The organism is Pseudomonas sp. NPDC090592 (genome assembly GCF_044769185.1).
Taxonomy (GTDB): domain Bacteria; phylum Pseudomonadota; class Gammaproteobacteria; order Pseudomonadales; family Pseudomonadaceae; genus Aquipseudomonas.
Genome location: NZ_JBIVXJ010000016.1, coordinates 1 through 25,137, shown reverse-complemented (window position 1 = coordinate 25,137; position 25,137 = coordinate 1). Strand labels below are relative to the sequence as shown.

Here is a 25,137-nt window from a genome sequence, read left to right as displayed (position 1 = left end):
GAGCGAATGCTCCCCTTTTTTGTGCTGAATTCATCGGCCCCTTCGCGGGTAAACCCGCTCCCACAGTATTTCCACAAGCCTTGAGGTCAGTGGTGTACCTGTGGGAGCGGGTTTACCCGCGAAGAGGCCGGCTGATCAGACACATTCGTCAGCTTTTGCGGCATTCCTCAAGCGTTTCTACCTGCCCCTCGGGCCGCTGATTCGCCTCGCTTAACCACCGCTCGAACCCGGCAGCCACCTGCGGCCACTCATCATCGGTAATCGAGTACCACGCCGTATCACGGTTGTGGTCCTTCACCACCAGGTGCTTGCGGAAGACCCCTTCAAAGACGAACCCGAACCGCTGCGCAGCGCGCTTGGAACGGGCATTGGCGTTATTGCATTTCCATTCCAGCCGGCGGTTTCCCAGTTCGAAGCTCAGCTTGCCCAGCAGGTAGACGGCCTCGGTACTCTTGGGTGTGCGCTGCATGGGAGCGCCGAAGGCGATGTGGCCGATCTCGATGCGGCCATGGTCAGGCACGATCGACATCAGGGTGAGGATGCCCTGAGCCTCGCCGCTGGCGAGGTCGATCACGGTGAAATACAGCGGGTCGTGACCGGCGGCGTTGCCTTGCAGCCAGCGGTCGAAGGCAGCGCGTTCGGTAAACGGGCCATAGGGCAGGTAGTCCCACAGCAGCGGGTCGGAATCCGGCCCTTGCAGGGCGGCCCAGAGGTCGTCGCCGTGGCGCGCCGGGTCGAGTTTTTCCAGGCGGATGAAGCGCCCGTCGATGGGCTCGGCCTTGGGCGATGCGGCGGGTTTCCAGTGCAGTGCGTCAGTCATGTGGCCTACAACCCTTTGCGGAATTGGATGAAGCCCGGGCGCTCGGCAACCTGTTCGTACAGGCTGATGGCGGTGGCGTTGGTTTCGTGGGTCAGCCAGTGCACCTTGATGCAGCCGTCGGTCTTGGCCGTGGCGTACACGTGCTCGATCAGCTGGCGGCCGACCCCCAGGCCACGTTGGGCACTGTCGACGTAGAGGTCCTGCAGGTAGCAGGAGTTCTCGATGCTCCAGTTGGATCGATGGTAGATGAAGTTGACCATCCCCACCGCTTTGCCATCGACCCAAGCCAGGGTCGAGTGGGTGGGCTCGTTCGGGTCGAGCAGGCGTTGCCAGGTGCTGAGGCTTACGTCCTCGGCCAGTTCGGTCTGGTAGAAGCGCAAGTAGGCCTGCCACAGGGCGAGCCAGGCGGCGTGGTCCTGGGCGGTGACGGGGCGCAGGGTGACGTTGGGCATGGGGCGTTTCCTCAGAGGTGGCGCATCTGCGCCGCCAGTTGGTTGTCCAGGTAGTCGGTGCTGGCGCCCAGCCCTTCGCGCACGCCGGCGATGTCCTCGGCTGAGCGGTTCTGGCTGAGCTTGCGCGCACCTTGCAGGCGGGCGATGGGCAGGCGGATGCCGACGATGGCGCGGAGCATGCCGTCGATGTAGTCAGCCGGGGCGTCGTCGACCTTCCACGGTTCGTTGCGCCCCTGTTCGTGGCGCTCGGTCAGGCGGGTGACGATATTCAGCAGTTTTGCTGCGTCGTGGACCACCTCGGCCGGGCCATAGGCGTGCACGGCCAGGTAGTTCCAGGTTGGCACTACCTTCGGGTTATCAGCTTTGCTCGGGTAGTAGCTGGGGCTGACATAGGCGTCCGCGCCGGGAAACACCAGCAGGGCTTCTGCGCCTTGCTCCAGGTCCTGCCATTGGCGGTTGGCCCGTGCCAGGTGGGCATAGACGGTACCGAACTCGCCTTCGCCAGTATCGACCAGCACCGGCAGGTGTGTGGCCAGCAGGCCCTGTTCGCCATGGCTGACCAGCACGGCCAGGCGGGTATCGAGCATGTGCTGGTGCAGGCGGTCGAGGTCATGTTCCTGGTGGGGTTTGCTGTTGTACATGCTCGGTATCCTTGTGCAATGGTGCCATCCTAGGCAGGCTATTGGTTCTGCGTAAGAGCCATTACAGCCTGTTTTTATAGGTCCAATACCATGAGCGAACGCCCCCTCGTCTTGCCTTTCGACCCTTCCGGCATCGCCCTGGATCGCCGTCGCGGGCTTAGCCAGCAGTTGTACCAGGCGCTGCGTGCGCGAGTGCTGGATGGGCGTTTGAGCAGCGGCACCCGGCTGCCGGCCTCCCGCGAGCTGGCCGCGATGCTGGAGCTGTCACGCAACAGTGTGGTGCGGGCCTATGACCAGCTGTACGCCGAGGGCTACATCGAAAGCCGGGTAGGCGATGGCACCTATGTAAGCCGGCTACCGAAATTATCCACACAAGTATCCACAGGGTTATCCCATGGGTTATCAACAGGTTTATCCACATTTTTTGGAAAAGATACTGAGGATTTATCCAGCAGCCGCCGTTCCAGCGACGCTTTGCAGCGTCTGAAAACTAACCACTTGCCGCCGCCAAGGAGCGGCCAGCCGCGTGCTTTTCGCGTTGGCATTCCAGCATTCGATCTGTTCCCGTTTGACGTCTGGGTCAAGCTGCAGGCGGGTTTCTGGCGTAACCCGAGCCCGGCGCAACTAGGCTATGGCGACCCGGCGGGCGAGCTGATGCTGCGCGAGCTGATCGCTGCCTACTTGCGTCGGTCGCGTGGGCTTGGTTGCACGGCTGAACAAATTGTGATCACCAGTGGAGCGCAGCAGGCCATCAGCCTTTGTGCACAGTTGCTGTTGCAGCCTGGCGACGGTGTGGCTGTGGAAAACCCGGGCTATCGGGCGGCCGGTCATGCCTTCGCGCTGGCGGGTGGCCGGGTGCTTGGCGTACCAGTGGATGAGGAGGGGATGGACTGCGATCGGCTCGCGCAGTTGCAGGACTGCCGGCTGGCCTACGTGACGCCTGCTCACCAGTACCCGACCGGCGTGACCATGAGCCTGGCGCGTCGCCTGGAACTGCTGGCATGGGCTGACCGTAACGATGGCTGGATCATCGAGGACGACTATGACGGCGAGTACCGCTACAGCGGCGCGCCCTTGGCCCCGCTTGCAGCGCTCGATCAGCACGGCCGGGTGCTGTACGTCGGCACCTTTGGCAAGATCGCTTTCCCGGCGCTGCGCCTGGGTTACCTGGTGTTGCCTTCGCAGTTGGCCAAGGCGTTCAGCCAGAGCAAGGCGCTGGCGGTACGGCATTCGGAGGTCAGCAGCCAGTGCGTGATGGCCGAGTTCATGGCCCGTGGGCACTTTCAGCGGCATATCCGGCGCATGCGCAAGGCGGCGTTGAGCCGCCGTAACGTGCTCAAGGCCGGCTGGCCTGTGGATATTCCAGGGCTGGGCGCCATGCCGGAAGTGGCGGCGGGGCTGCACGTGAAGGTTGATGTGGATAACTTTGCGCGGGAGCAGGAGCTGGTGGCCAAGGCTGAAGCGGTGGGGATAGAGGTGACGCCGCTGAGCAATTTCTGGCTGGCGGACAGCGACGTGCCTGTGGATAAGCGCGCGGGGCTGGTGCTGGGGTTTGCGGCAGTGCCGGAGGGGGAGATTGCCGAGGCGCTGATGAAACTGCGCAAGGTCTGGAGAAAGTGAACGGGGCCGCTGTGCGGCCCTTCGCGGGCTCGCCCGCTCCCACAGAGTTCGGCGGTTACACGATCAATGTGGGAGCGGGCGAGCCCGCGAAGAATCCAACTCAGGTGCCGGATTTGATCCGCGTCCAGGCCCTGGTCCGTGCCCGCTCTGCATCCCTCGCCAGCGGCTTGAGCGTGTAAAGGTTGGCCATCGCCTCTGCCGTCGGGTACAGGTTGGGGTTGTTGCGAATCGCCGGGTTTACCTTTTCAGTCGCATCCTTGTTCGGGTTCGGGTAGCCGACAAAGTCGCTGATCGGTGCAATCACCTCAGGCCGCAGCAGGTAATTGATGAACGTGTGCGCATCTTCCGGGTTGGCTGCATTCTTCGGTATCGCCAGCATGTCGAACCAGATTGGCGCCCCTTCCTTGGGCAGGCGCATGTCCACCACCACGCCGTTCTTCGCTTCGCGGGCCCGGTTGGCGGCCTGCGAGAAGCTGCCGCTGTAACCCACTGCCACGCAGATATCGCCGTTGGCGATGTCTGCCATGTACTTCGAGGAATGGAAGTAAGTGATGTGCGGGCGAATCTTCAGCAGCAAGGCCTCGGCCTTCTTGTAGTCCTCCGGATTGTCGCTGTTGGGGTCCAGGCCCAGGTACTTCAAAGCCAGCGGCAGAATCTCCGAAGGTGAGTCGAGCAGGGCCACGCCGCACTGCTTGAGCTTGGTGATGTTCTCTTCCTTGAAGATCAGGTCCCAGCTGTCCACCGGCGCGTTGTCGCCGAGCGCGGCCTTGACCTTGGCAGGGTTGAAGCCGATCAGCACGGTGCCGTACATGTACGGCACGGCAAACTTGTTGCCCGGGTCATTGGCCTCGATCAGCTTCATCAGTGCCGGGTCCAGGTGTTGCCAGTTCGGCAGCTTGCTGCGGTCCAGCGGCTGGAACACCCCGGCTTCGATCTGTTTGGCGAGGAACACGTTGGACGGCACCACTACGTCATAGCCGGAGTTGCCGGTCAGCAGCTTCGCCTCCAGTGCCTCGTTGGTGTCGAAGATGTCGTAGATCAGTTTGACGCCGCTGTCCTTCTGGAAGTCGGTCAAGGTCTGCGGGGTGATGTAATCGAACCAGTTATATACACGCAAGGTGCGCTGCTCGGCTTGCGCGTGCAGGGCACCGGTGAACAGGGTGGCAGCGATGAACGGGGCGAGCAGACGCTTGAGTCGGACCATTACCGGGCTCCTGGCTGGGCGCGCTGGAAGCCTTCCAGCACATTGACCGCGTTGATACCGATTTCTTCCACAGCGTAGCCGCCTTCCATCACGAACAGGGTCGGCTTGCCGAGTTGGCCGATGCGCTCACCCATTGCCAGGTAGTCCGGGCTGTCCAGCTTGAACTGGGAAATCGGGTCGTCCTTGAAGGTATCCACACCCAGCGAAACCACCAGTACATCGGCGTCATAGTGGGCGATGCGCTGGCAGGCGTCTTCCAGGGCGGCGCTCCAGGCTGCCCAGTCGCTGCCGGCCGGCAATGGGTAGTTGATGTTGCAGCCCTCGCCAGCACCCTCGCCGGTTTCATCGGCATAGCCGAGGAAGAACGGGAATTCGTCCTGCGGGTCACCGTGGATCGAAGCGAAGAACACGTCGTTGCGGCTGTAGAAGATGTCCTGGGTGCCGTTGCCGTGGTGGTAATCGACGTCGAGGATGGCGACTTTGTGCTTGCCTTGGTCCAGGAAGGCCTGGGCGGCGATGGCGGCGTTGTTCAGGTAGCAATAACCGCCCATGACTTCGCCGGCAGCATGGTGCCCTGGCGGCCGGCACAGGGCAAAGGCCGAATGGGCGCCTTGCTGGATTGCGGCCTGGGCGGTAAGGGCAACTTGCGCGGCGCTGTAGGCGGCTTGCCAGGTACCCGCGGTAATCGGTGCACCGGCATCGAAACTGTAATAGCCCAGTTCACCGTGCAGGCCGGTCGGCTTTACCTGGCGCAGTGTGCGTGCCGGCCAGGTGAACGGCAGCAGGTCGCCTTCCTGGCCCATCGCGGCCCAGCGGGCCCACGCGCCCTCGAAGAAGGTCAGGTAGTCGGCGCTGTGGATGCGTTGCAGCGGGGCACGGCCGAAGTCGGTGGGGCCCTGGATGTCACCGAGGTTGCGCTTCTTGACCTGGTCCAGAACGTGGTCGGCACGTGAAGGCATCTCGAAGCAGGGCATCAGCTTGCCGTCGATCAGCTCGCAGCGGCCGTGGTGCAGGCGGTGGTCATCGGAATAGATCGTCAGCATTGTTGTTCTCCGGTGGGTACTGGCGTGGGTCCATTGTCATGGGCAGGTCAGTCACGGAGAACGACGCAAACGGCCAAAAGGGGATCGATATGGCCAAGCTCTTTGGCCGGGTTTTCCTGTGCTGGCCTCTTCGCGGGCTCGCCCGCTCCCACAGGTACCCCACAGTATTCGGGCCTTGCGCGGTCCCTGTGGGAGCGGGCAAGCCCGCGAAGAGGCCAGAACAGGTCAACCGCGGAAGTGGCTGGGCGCCACGCCACTCCAACGCTGGAAGGCATGCCGGAAGCTCGCGGTTTCGCTGAACCCCAAGGTTTCGGCAATCCGGTAGATCGGCATCTGCTCATCAGCCAGCAATTGCTTGGCCCGCTCAAAGCGCAATTCATCCAGCAATTGTTGATAACTGCTACCAAGCGCCTGCAAATGCCGGCGCAAGGTGCGCGACGAGCAATTCATCTGCCGCGCCAAGCCTTCCAGCCCAGGTGCGGCATCCAGTTGCTGCGCCAGCAACTGGCGAATCCGCCCCAGCCAGGCCTGCCGGCCCGTAAACTCCAGGTTCAGGCGCCGGCAGCGTTCGCTCATGGCCTTGCGGGTAATCGGGTCGGCCAGGGGCAGCGGCATGTCCAGCCAGCGCCGCTCGAAAGCAAAGGCATTGTCATGGGCATCGAAACCGACCGGGCACTGGAATGCACCGGCATAGAGCGCATGGTAGCCGGGCCGGTTATGTTCGAAGCGCGCGCCAAGCAGCGGCAGCGGGCGACCGAGCAGGTCATCGCAGATGACTTTCAGCGACACCATGCAGAACTCGGCATTGAAGGCGCTCAGCGCCGGGCTGTCGTGGTAATCACTGGCGCTGAACCAGACGCGCTGGCCGTCGTCGATCAAACGCAGCTTGAACACTGTTCCCAGCAGTGCCGGATACTCCAGCGCCAGGCGCAAGGCGTCACCCAAAGTGGCACTGGAGAGCAGGGCGTAACCGAGCATGCCGTAGCACGACACATGCATGCGCCGGCCCAGTTCCAGGCCGATATCCTCGCGCCGGGCCACGGCATTGGCGCACACCTGCAGTTCTTGTTGGGTAGTGATGCGTGCATCAGCATGCCCCAGGTCTGCCGGGCCAATGCCGCTGCCGGCCAGCAGGTCCGCAGCGTCACAACCGTCTGCCTGGAAGACGTTGAGAATCAGCGAAACCGCGTTGAGGGTGGTGAGGTGGCTGTGCAGCATGCTGGGTGATCCCGTTGGGCCTGGGACCCATTATGGAGCAAGTTGTGTGCCGTTATCCGGGGGCCGCTTTGCGGCCCAATCGCGACGCAAGGCCGCTCCCACATTGATCGGTGTACGCAGGCCTTTTGTAGGAGCGACCTTGTGTCGCGAAAGGGCTGCGCAGCAGCCCCAAAATCCATCAGGCAAAAAAAGGCCCGAAGCATTCGCTCGGGCCTTGAAAGGTTGAGAGGTGTCTAGTCCCTTAACCTGGTGAGACTGTTTGCAGCGGTCGGGTTACGCCTTCAGCGGAACCAGACGGGGAGCGATCATGTTTTCCGGGCGCAGGATGTCGTTAAGCATCTCTTCGTCCAGCAGCTTCTCTTCACGCACCAGTTCCAGTACGCCGCGGCCGGTTTCCAGGGCAACGCGGGCGATACGGGTGGCGTTTTCGTAGCCGATGTACGGGTTCAGGGCGGTGACCAGGCCGATCGAGTGCTCGACCAGTTCACGGCAGCGCTGTTCGTTGGCAGTGATGCCGACGATGCAGTGCTCGCGCAGCATGTCCATGGCGCGTTGCAGCAGGCGGATCGAGTCGAAGATCTTGTAGGCGATCAGCGGTTCCATCACGTTCAGCTGCAGCTGGCCACCTTCGGCGGCGACGGTCAGGGCCAGGTCGTTGCCCATGATGGCGAAGGCCACCTGGTTGACGGCTTCCGGGATAACCGGGTTGACCTTGCCTGGCATGATCGAGCTGCCTGGTTGACGTGCTGGCAGGTTGATTTCGTTGATGCCGGTGCGCGGGCCGCTGGACAGCAGACGCAGGTCGTTGCAGATCTTCGACAGCTTGACTGCGGTACGCTTGAGCATGCCGGAGAACAGCACGAAGGCACCCATGTCGGAAGTGGCTTCGATCAGGTCGGCGGCCGGTACCAGCGGCTGGCCGCTGATGAGTGCCAGGCGCTGTACAGCGAGCATCTGGTAGCCCGGATCGGCGTTGATGCCGGTACCGATGGCAGTACCACCCAGGTTGATTTCGGTCAGCAGCTCAGGCGCCAGCGAACGCAGACGGTTGAGGTCTTCGGTCATGGTGGTGGCGAAGGCGCGGAATTCCTGGCCCAGGGTCATCGGCACGGCGTCCTGCAGCTGGGTACGGCCCATCTTCAGTACGTGGTCGAACTCTTTACCTTTGGCAGCGAAGGCCTGGATCAGGCTGTCGAGGCTGGCCAGCAGGGCGTCGTGACCCAGCAGCAGGCCCAGGCGGATAGCGGTCGGGTAGGCGTCGTTGGTCGACTGCGCCATGTTCACATCGTTGTTCGGGTGCAGGTACTGGTACTCACCCTTCTGGTGGCCCATGGCCTCCAGCGCGATGTTGGCGATGACTTCGTTGGCGTTCATGTTGGTAGAGGTACCAGCACCGCCTTGAATCATGTCCACCACGAACTGCTCGTGGTAGTCGCCTTTGATCAGTCGGCCGCAAGCGGCGCTGATGGCGGCGTGCTTGGCATCGCTCAGGTGCCCCAACTCACGGTTGGCGTCAGCAGCTGCCTGCTTGACCATCGCCAGGCCGACTACCAGTTTCGGGTAGTGCGACAGCGGAACGCCGGAGAGGTGGAAGTTGTTGGCAGCGCGCAGGGTCTGGATGCCGTAGTAGGCATCAGCAGGAACTTCAAGGGTACCCAACAGATCTTTTTCGACGCGGAACGATGCAGCGGAGGACATGATGTATATCATCTCGATTTTGACCCGGCACATGCCGGAATGGCGCCAATCCTAGGCCTGAAGGGGATTTTGCGGCCAATGCTGTTGCACGCTAACCTATGCACAAACGGCATAGTGTTTCATGTGACGCCAATTGACATTCGAGCGTGTTCCATTTTGGTGCACGCCGGGAGATGTGCTTCGTGAACCTTGAAAGCAAATGGCTGGAAGATTTCAGCGCACTGGCCGCCACCCGCAGTTTTTCCCAGGCGGCAGAGCGGCGTTTCGTCACCCAGCCGGCCTTCAGCCGGCGCATTCGCAGCCTTGAAGCGGCATTGGGCCTGCAACTGGTGAACCGTTCCCGCACGCCCATCGAACTGACCGAGGCCGGCCAGCTGTTTCTCGTTACCGCGCGTACTGTTGTCGACCAGTTGAGCGAAATTCTCCGCCATTTGCATCATCTTGAAGGCGGGCAGGGCGAGGTGGTGCAGGTGGCCGCGGCGCACTCCCTGGCGTCGGGCTTTTTCCCCCGGTGGGTGGCCCAGTTGCGCAATGACGGCTTGAACATCGCTACCCGCCTGGTTGCGACTAACGTCGGAGATGCCGTGCATGCATTGCGTGAAGGTGGCTGCGACCTGATGCTGGCCTTCTATGACCCGGACGCGGCCCTACAGATGGATGCCGAGATCTTCCCGTCGCTGCACATGGGCACCACCGAAATGTTGCCGGTGTGCGCTGTGGATGCCGAGGGCAAGCCGTTGTTCGACCTGGAAGGCGAGGGCAGTGTGCCGCTGCTGGCCTATACCGCTGGTGCCTTCCTGGGCCGTTCGGTCAATTTGCTACTGCGCCAGCGCAACCTGCGCTATACCACCGTTTACGAAACCGCCATGGCCGACAGCCTCAAGAGCATGGCGCTGGAGGGCATGGGCATTGCCTGGGTACCGCGCCTGTCGATGCGTGGCGAGCTGGAGCGGGGCGAGCTGGCCGTGTGCGGCGGCAGCCAGTGGCACGTACCGCTGGAGATCCGCCTGTACCGTTGCGCCCTGGTACGCAAGGCCAACGTACGGCTGTTGTGGCGCAAGCTGGAAGGTGCGGCGGCGGTTGACCCAAAAGTCAGCCAAAGCCCCGAAAAATAAGGGGCGACAGTTGGTCGCCGGGGTGCCTTAAACGCACCTCCTTACGCTATACTGCGCGGCCTTTCGACCGGATGCGTCCGGTCCTGATCAGCAAACAAGCCACGCCGGTCGTCCCGCGTGGCTTGTTGTTTTTTGACGCGCCCAAGGGCGCACAAGCGAAGAGGCTCGACGATGAGTGCACTGGTTGGCGTGATCATGGGCTCCAAGTCCGATTGGTCCACCCTTAGCCACACCGCCGATATGCTGGAAAAACTCGGCATTCCCTACGAAGTGAAGGTGGTCTCCGCCCACCGCACCCCGGATCTGCTGTTCCAGTATGCCGAGGAGGCCGAAGGCCGTGGCATCGAGGTGATCATCGCCGGTGCCGGTGGCGCAGCCCACCTGCCAGGCATGTGCGCCGCCAAGACCCACCTGCCGGTGCTGGGTGTGCCGGTGCAGTCGTCGATGCTGTCAGGCGTCGATTCGCTGCTGTCGATCGTGCAGATGCCAGCCGGCGTGCCGGTTGCCACCCTGGCCATCGGCCGTGCCGGTGCCGTCAACGCTGCGCTGCTGTCGGCCAGTATCCTGGGCGCCAAGTACCCGCAGTTCCACGCGGCGTTGAAGCAGTTCCGCACGGAACAGACCGACACCGTGCTGGACAACCCAGACCCGCGCCAGGCTTGAGGCTCAACCCATGAAGATCGGTGTAATCGGTGGCGGCCAGCTGGGCCGCATGCTGGCTCTGGCGGGCACCCCGCTGGGCATGAACTTCGCCTTCCTCGACCCGGCACCGGACGCCTGCGCCGCGCCGTTGGGCGAGCACCTGCGTGCCGACTACGGTGACCAGGACCACCTGCGCCAACTGGCCGACGAAGTCGACCTGGTCACCTTCGAGTTCGAAAGCGTCCCGGCCGAGACCGTGGCCTTCCTCTCGCAATTCGTGCCGGTCTACCCAAGCGCCGAAGCGCTGCGCATCGCCCGCGACCGCCTGTTCGAAAAAAGCATGTTCCGCGACCTGGGTATCCCGACCCCGGCCTTCGCCGACATCCTCTCGCAGGCAGACCTGGACGCCGCAGTAGCCAGCATCGGCCTGCCGGCCGTGCTGAAAACCCGCACCCTGGGTTACGACGGCAAAGGCCAGAAAGTGCTGCGCACGCCAGAAGACGTGGTAGATACCTTCGCCGAGCTGGGCAGCGTGCCATGCCTGCTGGAAGGCTTCGTGCCGTTCACCGGTGAAGTGTCGCTGGTGGCCGTGCGTGCCCGTGATGGCGAAACCCGCTTCTACCCGCTGGTGCACAACACCCACGAAAGCGGCATCCTGCGCCTGTCGGTAGCCAGCCAGGCGCATCCGCTGCAGGCCCTGGCCGAAGACTATGTTGGCCGCGTACTGCAGAAGCTGGACTATGTAGGCGTAATGGCCTTCGAGTTTTTCGAAGTCGACGGTGGCCTGAAGGCCAACGAAATCGCCCCGCGTGTGCACAACTCCGGGCACTGGACCATTGAAGGCGCCGAGTGCAGCCAGTTCGAGAACCACCTGCGCGCTGTCGCCGGCCTGCCGCTGGGCTCCACGGCCAAGGTGGGCGAGAGCGCGATGCTCAACTTCATTGGTGAAGTGCCGGCTGTGGACAAGGTTGTCGCCATCGGTGACTGCCACCTGCACCACTACGGCAAGGCCTTCAAGGTAGGCCGCAAGGTTGGCCATGCCACCCTGCGCTGCCATGACATGGCTACCCTCGAGCGCAAGATTGCCGAAGTAGAAGCCCTGATCAGCAACTGATCGAACTTCTGCCACCGGCTTGCCCTCTGAAAATGGCAACAAGCCAAAGCGCTGACTAGGCTTTGGCTTGTTCCATCTTCGAACTGCAGAGGGATTGCCATGGGCATCATTGGAACCATCTTCATCGGCCTCATCGTCGGCTTGCTGGCCCGCTTCATCAAGCCGGGTGACGACAGCATGGGCTGGATCATGACCATCTTGCTGGGTATTGCCGGCTCCTTGCTTGCCACTTATGGCGGCCAGGCACTGGGTATCTACCAGGCTGGGCAGGCGGCGGGCTTCTTTGGCGCGCTGGTCGGTGCCGTGATACTTCTGGTGATCTACGGATTCATCAAGAAACGCTGAATACTGGTTAGAATGCCCGGCAATTCATTCGAGTTGCCGAGCATTTCCATGCGTGCCTTTTTCCTTGTCCCCCTGCTGTTGGCCAGCGCCCTGGCCCATGCCGAACTGCCCGAAACCGACTGGCTGGAGCTGATGCCCAAGTCGGACCAGAAGGCGCTCGAGCAAATGCCTGAAATCGACCACAACTCGCCGGAAGCCATGGGCACCTTTACCGACAAGGGCGGCTTGAAGCAGAGCAAGGGTTTGCCGGCGGTGATGTACTCCACCAAAACCGTGGCAGCCATGAACGGCAAGGACATCCGTTTGGGCGGCTACCCGGTACCGCTGGAAAGTGATGCCAAGGGCAACAGCACGCTGTTCTTCCTGGTGCCATACCCGGGCGCGTGCATCCACGTACCGCCACCGCCGCCGAACCAGCTGGTGCTGGTGCGCTACCCGAAAGGCCTGAAGATCGATGACATCTACACGCCGCTGTGGGTCAGCGGCAGGTTGAAGGTGGAAAAAGTCAGCAATGACCTGGCCGATGCGGCCTATGCGCTGGATGCAGGGAAGGTGAGGGTGGTGGAGGACGCCGACCTCTGATTGCCTGTACCGGCCTCTTCGCGGGCATGCCCGCTCCCACAGGTACTGCACCCATTTCGAATGCGGTGCAGTACCTGTGGGAGCGGGCGTGCCCGCGAAGAGGCCCACCAAATCACTGCAAGATTCAGATCATTTCACACCCGATCCTGACCCCCAGCGAACTGCTGGCCCCAGGCTTCAACTCCACCAGGTCATCCCACACATTCGCCGTCTCGATGCACAGCATCCGCTGCCAGCCATCATCGGCCATGTCCGGCAACTCCCTGGCCCGCTCGGTCCACGGGTTCCAGATCACTGCCGAGCGTGACCCGCTGCTGGTCAAGGTAATCCGCCGACTCCAGTGCGGGTCGACAATGCTCAGTTGCGATGGGGTGTCTAGGTAGATCCGGTCCGTCTCCCCGGCAAACTCAAGCGCCCCTTGCTGCTCACGCTGTTCCCAGTCCGCCAACGTCTCGATATAGCCCAGCCCCTCGACCCCTTCGACCCGCGCCTGGCGTACATCGCTGACTGCAAAGTAGCTGTGCAGGGCCTGGCTGATGGTCACCGGGGTATTACCCATGTTGCGGCTGGTCAGCTCAAGTGCCAGTTCTTCTCCCAGATGCACCACAAGCTTCAGCTCGACGTCATGGGGCCAATCCGGCAGGTCACCCTGTGCTTCAGGCAGTTCGAATTCAATGCGCAGGCCGTCGCCTGCTTCTTCTATACCCAGCAACTGCCAGTCACGCGAGCGCGCCAGGCCATGGGCAGGGGCCTGCTCGCCGTGGTACATGGCCTGCACGGCCTGGGGGTTGCGCTGCAAGTTGCCGAACCACGGCCAGCACACCGGTACCCCGGCCCGTACCGACTTGCCCTTGCGGAAGATGGCCTGGTCGCTCAGCCACAGCAGCGGTGGCTCGCCCACCCGCTGGTAGCTGAGGATCTGCGCGCCCTGCTGGGCGATCAGGAGTTCGGCGCGGTCGCTGCTGATACGCCAGCAGTTCAGTTCGCCATGTTGCTCGGTTACGACCTGATAGGTAGCCATTGCATTCATCCCATTGATTGCCAGTGGGCCTTGGACCCGGGCACATGCAATGAGTTTACCGCCGGCGTTGCTCAGCGACGAGGCACAGAGCGGGTGCGGCCACTGCCGTCGATGGCGACGAAGACGAATACCGCCTCGGTGACCTTGCGCCATTCGCTGGAAAGCGGATCGTCGCTCCATACTTCGACCATCATGCGGATCGAGCTGCGGCCAATTTCCAGGGTCTGGGTGTAGAACGACAATTGCGCGCCCACCGCGACCGGTACCAGGAAGGCCATGCGGTCAATGGCCACGGTTGCCACGCGGCCACCGGCGACGCGGCTGGCCATGGCGGTGCCGGCCAGGTCCATCTGGGCGACCAGCCAGCCGCCAAAGATGTCGCCAAACCCGTTGGTCTCGCGCGGGAGTGCGGTAATTTGCAGGGCCAGGTCGCCCTGCGGGATGGGATCTTCTTGTTCGAGCTCAATCATGCGATGGGGCCTCTGACCCGTGACGCTTTTCGTTGGTGTGGCGCAAAGGCCGGGTAAACGATTCAGCTGGAAACATACTACGCCGATTTCGTTTCACTTGGCGGCCGTAGGGAAACTCTGCGAAACCGTCTGACATAAAGACCGGCGTTTTCGCACAACATCCCACGCGAGCAGCAACCTTTTCCTACGAATTGCCAGTATATAGAGCATAACGGCCAGCGACGACCGCGCATTCATGAATATCTGTATGGATTTTGTATCGCTTTCGGCGCAGCTCGGCAATTTGCTATCTTCGCCTGTCCCCTAATCCAGAAGCCGCGTGCCAAGCGGCCTGCATGCCCTACAAAGAGAACAACCAGCGATGACTTCCGTGCCCAGCAGTATCGAGCAGCCCTCGCGGCCGCTGACCCGCAGTGACTACAAGACCCTCTCACTGTCCGCCCTGGGCGGCGCGCTGGAGTTCTACGACTTCATCATCTTCGTGTTCTTTGCCACGGTGGTCGGCAAGCTGTTCTTCCCGGCCGACATGCCTGAGTGGCTGCGCCTGATGCAAACCTTCGGTATCTTCGCCGCCGGCTACCTGGCGCGGCCGCTGGGTGGCATCATCATGGCCCACTTCGGTGACCTGCTCGGGCGCAAGAAGATGTTCACCCTGAGCATTTTCATGATGGCCTTGCCAACCCTGATCATGGGCCTGCTGCCCACTTATGCGCAGATCGGCATGTGGGCGCCGATCCTGCTGCTGCTGATGCGCGTGATTCAGGGCGCCGCAATTGGCGGCGAGGTCCCGGGTGCCTGGGTGTTCGTGTCCGAACACGTGCCGGCGCGCAACACCGGCTACGCCTGCGGGACCCTGACTGCGGGGCTGACCTCGGGCATCCTGCTGGGGTCACTGGTCGCTACGTTGATCAACACTGTCTATACCCCCGAAGAAGTGGCCGATTACGCCTGGCGTGTACCGTTCCTGCTCGGTGGTGTATTCGGCCTGTTCTCGGTTTACCTGCGCCGCTGGCTGCACGAGACTCCGGTATTCGCCGAGATGCAGCAGCGCAAAGCCTTGGCAGAAGAACTTCCGCTGCGCGCGGTGCTGCGTGATCACCGTGGCGCGATCGTGCTTTCGATGCTGCTGACCTGGCTGCTTTCGGCTGGCATCGTGGTGGTCATCCTGATGACCCCTGCACTGTTGCAGACGTTCTATCACGTCAGCCCCACCGACTCGCTCAAGGCCAATAGCCTGGCAATCGTCCTGCTCAGCGTTGGTTGCATCGGCGCCGGCAGGATGGCCGACCGTTTTGGTGCGGGGCGCGTATTCATCGTCGGCAGCCTGTTGCTGCTGGCGAGCTCATGGACCTTCTACCATAGCCTGCCCACTCGGCCAGACCTGCTGTTCCCGCTTTATGCTCTCACCGGATTGTGCGTCGGTATCGTTGGTGCAGTCCCGTATGTGATGGTAAAGGCCTTCCCGCCGGTGGTGCGCTTCAGCGGGTTGTCGTTCTCCTACAACATGGCTTACGCGATCTTTGGCGGGTTGACGCCGATGGTGGTGACTGCACTGCTGAAAGTAAGCCCGATGGCGCCTGCCTATTATGTGGCGGGGCTGTGTGCTGTTGGTCTGGCTGTGGGCCTGTACCTGCTCGCCAACAAGCGCTGACCTGCGTTCGGGCTGCTGGCCTCTTCGCGGGCATGCCCGCTCCCACAGGGACCCCATAGGCTTCGAAACCTGTGCAATACCTGTGGGAGCGGGCGCGCCCGCGAAGGGGCCAGACCTGCCTTCAGTGATGGCCTTTCATCCATTTGTCACAATTAGGTCATATCGTGTTCATGCGGCCTACCGATACTTGGGCCCGTTCCATCCAACACCCCAATATTCCTGCTAGGAGCAAGGCATGAAACTGAAGCGTTTGATGGCGGCCCTTACCTTCGCCGCCGCTGGCGTTGCAACCGCCAACGCGGTAGCCGCCGTCGATCCGTCGATCCCGACCTACACCAAGACCACCGGTGTTTCGGGCAACCTCTCCAGCGTTGGCTCCGACACCCTGGCGAACCTGATGACGCTGTGGGCCGAGGCCTACAAGAAGGAATACCCGAACGTAAACATCCAGATCCAGGCTGCCGGCTCCTCCACCGCGCCACCCGCGCTGACCGAAGGCACCGCCAACCTCGGCCCGATGAGCCGCAAGATGAAGGACGTCGAACTGCAGGCTTTCGAGCAGAAGTACGGCTACAAGCCAACCGCCATCCCTGTCGCTGTCGACGCCCTGGCTGTGTTCGTGCACAAGGACAACCCGATCAAAGGCCTGACCATGGCCCAGGTTGACGCCATCTTCTCCTCCACCCGCCTGTGCGGTGGCAAGGCCGAGATCAAGACCTGGGGCGACGTGGGTGTGACCGGCGACCTGGCCAACAAGCCAGTCCAGCTGTTCGGCCGCAACTCGGTATCGGGCACCTACGGCTACTTCAAGGAAGAAGCCCTGTGCAAAGGCGACTTCAAGCCTAACGTCAACGAACAACCTGGCTCGGCTTCGGTCGTGCAGTCGATCAGCTCCTCGCTGAACGGCATCGGCTACTCGGGCATCGGTTACAAGACCGCCAGCGTCAAAACCGTAGCCCTGGCCAAGAAAGAAGGCGGCGAGTTCGTTGAAGACAACGAAGCCAACGCCCTGAACGGCAGCTACCCGCTGTCGCGCTTCCTGTACGTGTACGTCAACAAGGCCCCGAACAAGCCTCTGGCCCCGCTGGAAGCCGAGTTCGTCAAGCTGGTGCTGTCGCAAGCTGGCCAGCAGGTCGTGGTGAAGGATGGCTACATCCCGCTGCCGGCCAAAGTCGTCGACAAAACCCTGGCTGACCTGGGCCTGTCGCACGCCGGTAACGTTGCAAAGAAGTAAGTAACTGAAGAAGAGGCCGGCGCCACTGCCCGGCCTCTTTCACGAAATTCCAGTCCGAAGCCAGGCTCCCTGTGCGGCGGGCTTTCGCGCGTCACCACTTTGTAATGTTTTTGTCACACGGGACCGCTAGGGTGTGCGCATGAATGATCTGGCCAATTCCAACATGACCCAAAACTCCCAGCCCGTGCGCATTGATTTCAATACGCCCGAGTTGCAACGCAAGCGCCGCATGCGTGCGCTCAAGGACCGCCTGACCCGCTGGTATGTACTGGTGGGCGGGCTTGCCGTATTGGCGGCCATCACCCTGATCTTCTTCTACCTGGCCTATGTGGTACTGCCACTGTTCCAGGGCGCCCACCTGACCAGCAAGCAGGCCCTGGCGCCGACCTGGCTGCAGCAGGATGCCGGCAAGCCCCTGATGATCGCGCTTGAAGAGCAGAACCTGGTGGGCATGCGGGTTTCGGACAAGGGCCAGGCATTGTTCTTCGATACCAAGACCGGTAACGAACTCAAGCGTGTCGACCTGCCCGTGCCGGCAGGCACCCAGGTTAGTTCGATCAGTGCTGACCAGCCGGGCAGCCCGCTGGTGGTGCTGGGCTTGTCCAATGGCCAGGCGTTGGTGTTCCACCACACCTACAAGATCACCTACCCGGACAACAAGAAGACCATCACCGCCAACATCGACTACCCGTATGGCGAGCAGCCGTTCGCGCTCGATGAACAAGGCCGTGCGCTGGATCACGTCAGCGTCAACGTCAACGGCGACACGTTGGTACTGGCCGGTTCCACCGGCGCGCAATTGCAAGTGCTGGAGCTGACCCGCAGCGAAAACATGATGACCGAAGAGGTCACCACCGAGCAGAATCGCATCGTCCTGCCGCAGATGACCGAGGTCGTGAAGAACATCTTCATCGACCCGCGTCAGCAGTGGCTGTACGTGATCAACGGCCGCGCCACGGCCGATGTGTTCAGCCTGCGCGACAAGAGCCTCAATGGCCGCTACAAATTGTCCGAAAGTGCCGACACCGAAGTAACCGCCACTGGCCAGTTGGTCGGTGGCATCTCGCTGATCATCGGTGATTCCAAGGGCGGCCTGGCCCAATGGTTCATGGCCCGCGACCCGGACGGCGAATCGCGCTTCAAGCAAATTCGCACCTTCCAGATGGGCAAGGCGCCTATCGTGCAGATCGACGCCGAAGAGCGCCGCAAAGGCTTTATCGCGCTGGACGCCGAAGGCAAGTTGGGCGTGTTCCACAGCACCGCGCACCGTACCCTGCTGGTCGAGCCGGCTGCCGAAGGCCCAGGCATCCTGGCCCTGTCGCCACGCGCCAACCGCATCATCATCGAACAAGGCGGCAAGCTGCTGCCGCTGAGCCTGCGCAACCCGCACCCGGAAATCTCCTTCAGCGCGCTGTGGGGCAAGGTGTGGTACGAGAACTACGACGAGCCGAAATACGTCTGGCAATCGACCGCCTCGAACACTGACTTCGAGCCCAAGCTGAGCCTGTCGCCGCTCACCTTCGGTACCTTGAAGGCCGCGTTCTACGCGATGATCCTGGCCGCCCCGCTGGCCATTGCCGCTGCCATCTACACCGCCTACTTCATGGCCCCGGGCATGCGCCGCAAGGTCAAGCCGGTGATCGAGCTGATGGAGGCAATGCCGACGGTGATCCTCGGCTTCTTCGCCGGCCTGTTCCTGGCCCCGTACCTGGAAGGCCACCTGCCGGGTGTGTTCAGCCTGTTCCTGCTGATGCCGTTCGGCATCCTGCTGGCCGGCTTCACCTGGACCCGCCTGCCAGAGTCGATCCGCCTGCGGGTGCCGGATGGCTGGGAAGCGGCGATCCTGATTCCGGTCATCCTGTTCACCGGCTGGTTTGCCCTGACCATGAGCCCGCACCTGGAAAGCTGGTTCTTCGGCGGTGACATGCGCCTGTGGATCACCAATGACCTTGGCATCACCTACGATCAGCGCAACGCCCTTGTCGTTGGTATCGCCATGGGCTTCGCGGTTATCCCGAACATCTACTCCATTGCCGAAGACGCCGTGTTCAGCGTGCCACGCAGCCTGACCCTGGGCTCCCTGGCCCTGGGTGCGACGCCCTGGCAGACCCTGACCCGCGTGGTCATCCTCACCGCCAGCCCGGGTATCTTCTCGGCGCTGATGATCGGCATGGGCCGTGCGGTGGGTGAAACGATGATCGTGCTGATGGCTACCGGCAACACCCCGGTGATGGAGATGAACCTGTTCGAGGGCATGCGCACCCTGGCCGCCAACGTGGCCGTGGAAATGCCGGAATCGGAAGTCGGCGGCAGCCACTATCGCGTGCTGTTCCTGGCCGCCCTGGTACTGCTGATGTTCACGTTCGTGATGAACACCTTGGCCGAGCTGATTCGCCAGCGTCTGCGCAAGAAATACTCGTCGCTTTGATAGAAAGGTAGCGATCCGTGAAAAAGGATTCACTCAAAGGCTGGTTCAAGAGCGGTGCCCCAGGCGTCTGGATGAGCGGCGGCGCGGTGGCCATGGCGGTGATCATGACCGTCGGCCTGCTGGCCGTGATTGCTGTGCGCGGCCTGGGCCACTTCTGGCCGGCTGATCTGGTGCAGGCCACCTACAAGGTGCCGGGCCAGGCTGACCACGTCGTCATTGGCGAAGTGGTGCAAAAGGAAGAAGTACCCCGGGCCCGCCTGAAGGGCGCCGGCCTGCCGGTACCGGACCAAGGCCCGGAGTTCATGACCCGCGAGCTGATCAAGGTCGGTAACCGCGACCTCAACGGCAGCGACTTCACCTGGGTGGTCGGCGACTGGCTGGTTGACGAAAAACGCCCGGCCGAGCTGATGGCCCTGGAGCGCCGCGAGTGGGGCAATTTCTACGGCTACCTGGTCAGCGTCAAGGAAGAAGGCCGCGTGGTTGCCGAAGGCCCGGCTGCCTGGCACGAACTGCAGGCCCGCCTCAAGCGTGCCAACCAGCTCAACGGTGAGTTGCAGCAGCTGGAGAAGAAAGACATCGGTGCCATCAACCATGGCCTTGAGCGCCTGCGCCTGCAGGCCCGCAAGCTGGAGTTGCATGGCCAGCTGGACGCCGCTGCCCAGGCCGACATGGACGCCGACCGCGCCGAGTTGAACAGCCGCTACAAAGCCATCGAAGACCGCCTTGCCGGCCTGCACCAGGCCTTCGCCCGCGACAGCCTGGTGGCCCGCGATGGCAATGGCCGTGAGGTTGAAATCAACCTGAGCAAGATTGTGCACGCCATCCAGCCGAACGGCATGTCCGGCTTCACCAAGCTGGGCACCTACTTTGCCAAGGTTTGGGAGTTCCTCAGCGACGACCCGCGTGAAGCCAACACCGAAGGTGGTATTTTCCCGGCCATCTTCGGCACCGTGATGATGACCCTGATCATGGCTGTTATCGTCACCCCGTTTGGCGTGCTGGCGGCTGTCTACCTGCGTGAATACGCCAGGCAAGGCCCGGTCACACGCCTGATCCGCATTGCGGTGAACAACCTGGCCGGCGTGCCCGCGATTGTCTACGGCGTGTTCGGCCTGGGCTTCTTCGTCTACGTGCTGGGTGGCTCGATCGACCGGCTGTTCTTCCCCGAAGCATTGCCGGCGCCGACGTTGGGCACCCCGGGCCTGCTGTGGGCGTCGCTGACCCTGGCACTGCTGGCCGTACCGGTGGTGATCGTGGCCACCGAAGAAGGCCTGGCGCGCATTCCGCGTACCGTGCGCGAGGGCTCGCTGGCCCTGGGCGCGACCAAGGCTGAGACGCTGTGGAAGATTGTCCTGCCCATGGCCAGCCCGGCCATGATGACCGGCATGATCCTCGCCGTGGCCCGCGCCGCCGGTGAAGTGGCGCCGCTGATGCTGGTGGGTGTAGTGAAGCTGGCGCCGTCGCTGCCGGTGGACGGCAACTACCCGTACCTGCACCTGGACCAGAAGATCATGCACCTGGGCTTCCACATCTATGACGTCGGCTTCCAGAGCCCGAACGTCGAAGCCGCACGGCCGCTGGTGTACGCGACCGCGCTGTTGCTGGTGCTGGTGATTGCTGCCCTCAACCTTTCGGCGGTGTGGATCCGTAACCACCTGCGCGAGAAGTACAAGGCGCTGGACAGCTGATTGAAGCTTTAAGCCACAAGCGGCAAGCTTCAAGCAGATTGCCGCTTTGCCCAAACTTGCAGCTTGCAGCTCGAAGCTTGCAGCTACAAACGGAGTCAACCATGCAGAACGAATCCCATACCCACGGCATCGACATGTCTGCCTTGGGTCGCAACAAGCAGAGCCTGCAACTGGCCGAAGAAACCGTGGCCATCGAAGTGCCGGGCCTGAGCCTGTTCTACGGCGACAAGCAAGCGCTGTTCGACGTCAGCATGAACATTCCCAAGCAGCGCGTGACTGCCTTCATCGGCCCCTCCGGCTGTGGCAAGTCGACCCTGCTGCGCACCTTCAACCGCATGAACGACCTGGTTGACGGCTGCCGCGTGGAAGGCGCCATCAACCTCTACGGCAACAACATCTACCGCAAGGGCGAGGACGTGGCCGAGCTGCGCCGCCGTGTGGGCATGGTGTTCCAGAAGCCCAACCCGTTCCCCAAGACCATTTACGAGAATGTGGTCTATGGCCTGCGTATCCAGGGCATCAACAAGAAGCGCGTGCTGGACGAAGCGGTGGAGTGGGCGCTGAAGGGTGCGGCACTGTGGGACGAGGTCAAGGACCGCCTGCACGAATCGGCGCTGGGCTTGTCCGGTGGCCAGCAGCAGCGTCTGGTCATTGCCCGCACCATCGCCGTCGAGCCGGAAGTGCTGCTGCTCGACGAGCCGTGCTCGGCACTGGACCCGATCTCGACCTTGAAGGTCGAAGAACTGATCTACGAATTGAAATCCAAGTACACCATCGTCATCGTGACCCACAACATGCAACAGGCGGCCCGTGTTTCGGACTACACCGCGTTCATGTACATGGGCAAACTGGTCGAATTCGGGGATACCGACACCCTGTTCACCAACCCGGCGAAGAAGCAGACCGAAGACTACATCACCGGTCGCTACGGCTAAGAGCGCCTTTGGCGCAGCTGCAAGCTTTGAGCTGCAAGCTGCAAGATAAAGCGGTTAGCGCGGAGCCAGGGAACGACACGAACCACTTGAAGCTTGCAGCTTATAGCTAGCAACTTCGCGGAGCGACAGCATGATCAACAAAGAAAGCCTTACCCACCATATTTCCCAGCAGTTCAACGCCGAGCTGGAAGAGGTGCGCAGCCATCTGCTGGCCATGGGCGGGCTGGTGGAAAAGCAGGTCAATGACGCGGTCACCGCGTTGATCGAAGCCGACTCGGGCCTGGCCCAGCAAGTGCGCGAAGTTGACGAGCAGATCAACCAGATGGAGCGCAACATCGACGAGGAATGCCTGCGCATCCTCGCCCGTCGCCAGCCGGCAGCCTCCGACCTGCGCCTGATCATCAGCATTTCCAAGTCGGTGATCGACCTGGAGCGCATCGGCGACGAGGCTACCAAGATTGCCCGCCGCGCCATCCAGTTGTGCGAAGAAGGTGAGTCGCCGCGCGGCTACGTCGAGGTGCGCCACATTGGCGACCAGGTACGCAACATGGTTCGCGATGCGCTGGACGCCTTTGCCCGCTTCGACGCCGACCTGGCATTGTCGGTGGCCCAGTACGACAAGACCATCGACCGCGAGTACAAGACCGCCCTGCGCGAGCTGGTGACTTACATGATGGAAGACCCGCGCTCGATCTCGCGGGTACTGAGCGTGATCTGGGTGCTGCGCTCGCTGGAGCGTATCGGTGACCACGCACGCAACATCTCCGAACTGGTGATCTACCTGGTGCGCGGCACCGACGTGCGCCACATGGGCCTCAAGCGCATGACGGCAGAAGTGCAGGGTACCGCTGTCGCCGACGCCGAAAAGGCTAATGTTCCGGGCGAATCTGACGATAAATAAGGTTGCTCCCGAGCATCCACGCCCGGCCTTGGCCGGGCGTTTTCGTTTGCGGTCGAGGAGCCGGCAGGCACCCGCGAACGATGCGAAGAAGTCCCGGCGTGACCAGGTTGTAGCAAGTGGCCACTATTTGGCAGTAGGCTAGTCGGGATCAAAAGGAGTATCGATGAGTAAAGTGAATGTGCTGGTCGTGGATGACGCCCCGTTTATCCGTGACCTGGTCCGCAAGTGCCTGCGCAATGCCTTCCCGGGCATGGCCATCGACGACGCCGTCAACGGTCGCAAGGCCATGGCGATGCTGGACAAGGAAGCATTCGACCTGGTCCTGTGCGACTGGGAAATGCCGGAAATGTCTGGGCTGGAACTGCTCACCTGGTGCCGTCAGCAGCCTGCGCTGAAAAACCTGCAGTTCATCATGGTGACCAGCCGTGGCGACAAGGAAAACGTTATCCAGGCGATCCAGGCGGGTGTTTCCGACTTTGTCGGCAAGCCGTTCACCAACGAGCAGCTGCTGACCAAGGTGAAAAAGGCACTGGCCAAGATCGGCAAGCTCGACAGCCTGACGGCCATCGGCCCGGCGCGGGTGAACTCGGCCTTCGCCAACGATTCGCTCAGTGCGCTGACAGGTGGCAAGCCGGACGCAGCCAAGGTGGCAGCACCGGCACCCGTGCCCGCTGCGGCCAAGCCCTTGGTCAGCGCAGCCACACCGCCAGCGCCTGCTCCGACCGGCCGTGGCCAGGGCCAGTTGCGCCTGGCCAGCGGCACGCAACCCTGCGTAATCAAGGCGCTGAGCCTGAAAGAAGCCCTGCTGGTAGTGCGCCGCAGCGCGGCGTTGCCGCAGGTGCTGGAGGGGGCTGTGCTGGACCTGGAACAAGGTGAGAGCGCCGAAGTCGCGCGTTTGAACGGCTACCTGCATGCCGTTGCTGCCTTGGAGCCCAAACCCGACAGCGACTGGCTGCAATTGACGTTCAAGTTCGTCGATCAGGATGCCCAGAAGCTCGATTACCTGTCGCGGCTGATTGCCCGCGGGACTGCGCAGAAGCACTTCACCCCAGGCGCCTGAGTATCGGCTACTGGCCTCATCGCCGGCAAGCCAGCTCCCACAGGATGCGCACGGCCTGAGGCTGGCGCTGTACCTGTGGGAGCTGGCTTGCCGGCGATGAGGCCAGGCCTGCGGTCGCCATCCGACCAACTGCAATACCCACCACAGAACCCGCTGCTAGGCTTCGACAAATCAAAACTGTCAAAAAGCCACTATCATGCCCACGCGCCTGCTGCTGTTCTGTGCATTGCTCATGGTCTCGGCGTCGAGCCTGGGTGTGACCCTCTACAAGATCACTGACGATTACGGTGTGGTCTCCTATTCCGACCGGCCAGGCCCTGGCGCCAAGCCCTTGGTGCTGCGCGACCCTATGGTCGAAACGCTGGAGGGCCAGGTGCTGCTGAACGCCAAGGTCTTCGACGGTGGCGTGGGTTTTTCGGCACGCAACGAGCTGCATGTACCCGTTGAGGTCGAGTTGCGATTGGACAACCTGGTGAACGCACAAGGCGGCGATGCCCCGCGTATCGTGCGTCGGTTGCTGCCGCCGCGTACCACGCAAATGCTCAGCGTGCTCCGGGGGCGGCCCGGGCTGCTGCTGAACTACCGTTCGACCTTGCTGCAGGCCATGGGTGACCCGGGTATGCGCCCCCAAGGCTTCCGTTATGCGTTCCCATGGGTTGGCGGGCCGTTTCGCGTCACCCAGGGGCCTAACGGGCGGGTCAGCCATTTTGGGCCCAAAGGGCGCTACGCCATGGATATCGCCATGCCCGAAGGCACCACCATCATTGCTGCGCGCGAGGGCGTGGTGGTGAAGACAGAGAACAGCCAGAGCGGGCGGGCACCCAACCCTTCGGGCAACTTTGTCAGGATTCTGCACGCCGATGGCACCATGGGCGTGTACCTGCACCTGATGCGTGGTTCGGTGGTGGTGGCAGAGGGGCAGCGGGTGCGCCAGGGGCAGGTGCTGGCGAAGTCGGGCAATACCGGCAACAGCACCGGGCCGCACCTGCATTTTGTGGTGCAGCGCAATGTGGGGTTGGCGCTGGAGTCGATACCTTACCGGTTCGACAAGCCGATCAGCGGGTTGCCGGATTTTACTGCGGGTAACCCTTGAGATTGCCGGGCCTGCTGCGCAGGCCATCGCGACACAAGGCCGCTCCTACAGGAGTACGCAATTCCTGTGTAATCGATGGACTCGCCCCCGCCGAGGCATCACAGTGCCACGGTGGCGTTCAAAGAAGCCAACGGCAGCGAGGGCGAGACCATGAAAAAGCAT

At 62.4% G+C, this 25,137-nt stretch carries 23 protein-coding genes; 14 read left to right on the top strand and 9 right to left on the bottom strand.

Translation table 11 applies throughout. From position 1 onward, the window contains the following. Positions 1–148: 148 nt before the first annotated feature. From ACIQUI_RS16030 to ACIQUI_RS16020, 3 genes are read right to left on the bottom strand one after another with little or no spacing between them, the layout of a single operon-like run. Positions 149–820, bottom strand: coding sequence for a GNAT family N-acetyltransferase (locus tag ACIQUI_RS16030; protein ID WP_403200245.1), 672 nt, complete (start codon positions 818–820; stop codon positions 149–151). Positions 821–825: 5 nt separating this feature from the next. Next, the gene (locus ACIQUI_RS16025; RefSeq protein ID WP_403200242.1) at positions 826–1,272 is read right to left on the bottom strand and encodes a GNAT family N-acetyltransferase; all 447 of its coding nucleotides are present in this window, start codon (positions 1,270–1,272) and stop codon (positions 826–828) included. An 11-nt stretch (positions 1,273–1,283) separates the two neighbouring features. Continuing rightward, positions 1,284–1,913, bottom strand: a complete 630-nt coding sequence (locus ACIQUI_RS16020) for an FMN-binding negative transcriptional regulator (RefSeq protein ID WP_403200239.1) — start codon at positions 1,911–1,913, stop codon at positions 1,284–1,286. 90 nt (positions 1,914–2,003) lie between these two features. Here ACIQUI_RS16020 and ACIQUI_RS16015 point away from each other — a divergent pair, with 90 nt between their 5' ends. Next, positions 2,004–3,533, top strand: coding sequence for a PLP-dependent aminotransferase family protein (locus tag ACIQUI_RS16015; protein ID WP_403200236.1), 1,530 nt, complete (start codon positions 2,004–2,006; stop codon positions 3,531–3,533). 100 nt (positions 3,534–3,633) lie between these two features. Here the strand turns inward: ACIQUI_RS16015 and ACIQUI_RS16010 are convergent, their stop codons facing one another. The 4 genes from ACIQUI_RS16010 to aspA all read right to left on the bottom strand — a co-directional run bounded on the left by ACIQUI_RS16010 (position 3,634) and on the right by aspA (position 8,696). After that, positions 3,634–4,737: a polyamine ABC transporter substrate-binding protein gene (locus ACIQUI_RS16010; protein WP_403200233.1), complete on the bottom strand. Its 1,104-nt coding sequence runs from the start codon at positions 4,735–4,737 to the stop codon at positions 3,634–3,636. After that, positions 4,737–5,780, bottom strand: a complete 1,044-nt coding sequence (locus ACIQUI_RS16005; RefSeq protein ID WP_403200231.1) for a histone deacetylase family protein — start codon at positions 5,778–5,780, stop codon at positions 4,737–4,739. Before ACIQUI_RS16005 ends, ACIQUI_RS16010 begins: the two co-directional genes overlap by 1 nt. 225 nt (positions 5,781–6,005) lie before the next feature. Beyond that, on the bottom strand, positions 6,006–6,998 hold the full coding sequence (locus ACIQUI_RS16000) for an AraC family transcriptional regulator (protein WP_403200228.1): 993 nt from the start codon (positions 6,996–6,998) through the stop codon (positions 6,006–6,008). A gap of 273 nt (positions 6,999–7,271) precedes the next feature. Further along, the gene (gene aspA, locus ACIQUI_RS15995) at positions 7,272–8,696 is read right to left on the bottom strand and encodes an aspartate ammonia-lyase (RefSeq protein ID WP_403200226.1); all 1,425 of its coding nucleotides are present in this window, start codon (positions 8,694–8,696) and stop codon (positions 7,272–7,274) included. A 182-nt stretch (positions 8,697–8,878) separates the two neighbouring features. Between aspA and ACIQUI_RS15990 the strand changes: the two genes are divergently transcribed. The 5 genes from ACIQUI_RS15990 to ACIQUI_RS15970 all read left to right on the top strand — a co-directional run bounded on the left by ACIQUI_RS15990 (position 8,879) and on the right by ACIQUI_RS15970 (position 12,494). Further along, positions 8,879–9,811, top strand: a complete 933-nt coding sequence (locus ACIQUI_RS15990) for a LysR substrate-binding domain-containing protein (protein WP_161775561.1) — start codon at positions 8,879–8,881, stop codon at positions 9,809–9,811. 171 nt (positions 9,812–9,982) lie between these two features. Next, on the top strand, positions 9,983–10,474 hold the full coding sequence (gene purE / locus ACIQUI_RS15985) for a 5-(carboxyamino)imidazole ribonucleotide mutase (RefSeq protein WP_009684500.1): 492 nt from the start codon (positions 9,983–9,985) through the stop codon (positions 10,472–10,474). Between the two features lie 10 nt (positions 10,475–10,484). After that, a complete protein-coding gene (locus tag ACIQUI_RS15980; protein ID WP_403200221.1) occupies positions 10,485–11,567 on the top strand; it encodes a 5-(carboxyamino)imidazole ribonucleotide synthase in 1,083 nt (360 codons plus the stop codon). Positions 11,568–11,666: 99 nt separating this feature from the next. Further along, positions 11,667–11,912, top strand: coding sequence for a GlsB/YeaQ/YmgE family stress response membrane protein (locus tag ACIQUI_RS15975; protein WP_314478685.1), 246 nt, complete (start codon positions 11,667–11,669; stop codon positions 11,910–11,912). Positions 11,913–11,960: 48 nt separating this feature from the next. Then, complete coding sequence (locus ACIQUI_RS15970; protein ID WP_403200219.1) at positions 11,961–12,494, top strand: DUF3299 domain-containing protein; 534 nt, start codon at positions 11,961–11,963, stop codon at positions 12,492–12,494. Between the two features lie 124 nt (positions 12,495–12,618). On the opposite strand, the gene ACIQUI_RS15965 is transcribed toward ACIQUI_RS15970, so the two are convergent. Both ACIQUI_RS15965 and ACIQUI_RS15960 read right to left on the bottom strand, forming a co-directional pair. Further along, positions 12,619–13,515, bottom strand: coding sequence for a D-hexose-6-phosphate mutarotase (locus ACIQUI_RS15965; RefSeq protein WP_403200216.1), 897 nt, complete (start codon positions 13,513–13,515; stop codon positions 12,619–12,621). Positions 13,516–13,586: 71 nt separating this feature from the next. Beyond that, positions 13,587–13,985 carry an acyl-CoA thioesterase gene (locus tag ACIQUI_RS15960; RefSeq protein ID WP_016712731.1) on the bottom strand — a complete coding sequence of 133 codons (399 nt, stop codon included), beginning with the start codon at positions 13,983–13,985 and terminating at the stop codon, positions 13,587–13,589. 361 nt (positions 13,986–14,346) lie between these two features. Here ACIQUI_RS15960 and ACIQUI_RS15955 point away from each other — a divergent pair, with 361 nt between their 5' ends. From ACIQUI_RS15955 to ACIQUI_RS15920, 8 genes are all read left to right on the top strand, one after another. After that, positions 14,347–15,636: an MFS transporter gene (locus ACIQUI_RS15955; RefSeq protein ID WP_403200214.1), complete on the top strand. Its 1,290-nt coding sequence runs from the start codon at positions 14,347–14,349 to the stop codon at positions 15,634–15,636. A 235-nt stretch (positions 15,637–15,871) separates the two neighbouring features. Further along, positions 15,872–16,870, top strand: a complete 999-nt coding sequence (locus ACIQUI_RS15950) for a phosphate ABC transporter substrate-binding protein PstS (RefSeq protein ID WP_403200211.1) — start codon at positions 15,872–15,874, stop codon at positions 16,868–16,870. A gap of 139 nt (positions 16,871–17,009) precedes the next feature. Beyond that, on the top strand, positions 17,010–19,298 hold the full coding sequence (locus tag ACIQUI_RS15945; protein ID WP_403200209.1) for a phosphate ABC transporter permease: 2,289 nt from the start codon (positions 17,010–17,012) through the stop codon (positions 19,296–19,298). Between the two features lie 71 nt (positions 19,299–19,369). Continuing rightward, the gene (gene pstA, locus ACIQUI_RS15940; protein ID WP_403200464.1) at positions 19,370–20,986 is read left to right on the top strand and encodes a phosphate ABC transporter permease PstA; all 1,617 of its coding nucleotides are present in this window, start codon (positions 19,370–19,372) and stop codon (positions 20,984–20,986) included. A gap of 101 nt (positions 20,987–21,087) precedes the next feature. Continuing rightward, complete coding sequence (gene pstB / locus ACIQUI_RS15935) at positions 21,088–21,921, top strand: phosphate ABC transporter ATP-binding protein PstB (RefSeq protein ID WP_403200207.1); 834 nt, start codon at positions 21,088–21,090, stop codon at positions 21,919–21,921. A 130-nt stretch (positions 21,922–22,051) separates the two neighbouring features. Next, positions 22,052–22,822: a phosphate signaling complex protein PhoU gene (phoU, locus tag ACIQUI_RS15930; RefSeq protein WP_391131346.1), complete on the top strand. Its 771-nt coding sequence runs from the start codon at positions 22,052–22,054 to the stop codon at positions 22,820–22,822. Positions 22,823–22,985: 163 nt separating this feature from the next. Continuing rightward, positions 22,986–23,882: a response regulator gene (locus ACIQUI_RS15925; RefSeq protein ID WP_403200204.1), complete on the top strand. Its 897-nt coding sequence runs from the start codon at positions 22,986–22,988 to the stop codon at positions 23,880–23,882. A 196-nt stretch (positions 23,883–24,078) separates the two neighbouring features. Beyond that, positions 24,079–24,975, top strand: a complete 897-nt coding sequence (locus ACIQUI_RS15920; protein ID WP_403200201.1) for a peptidoglycan DD-metalloendopeptidase family protein — start codon at positions 24,079–24,081, stop codon at positions 24,973–24,975. The last annotated feature ends 162 nt before the right edge of the window (positions 24,976–25,137 follow it).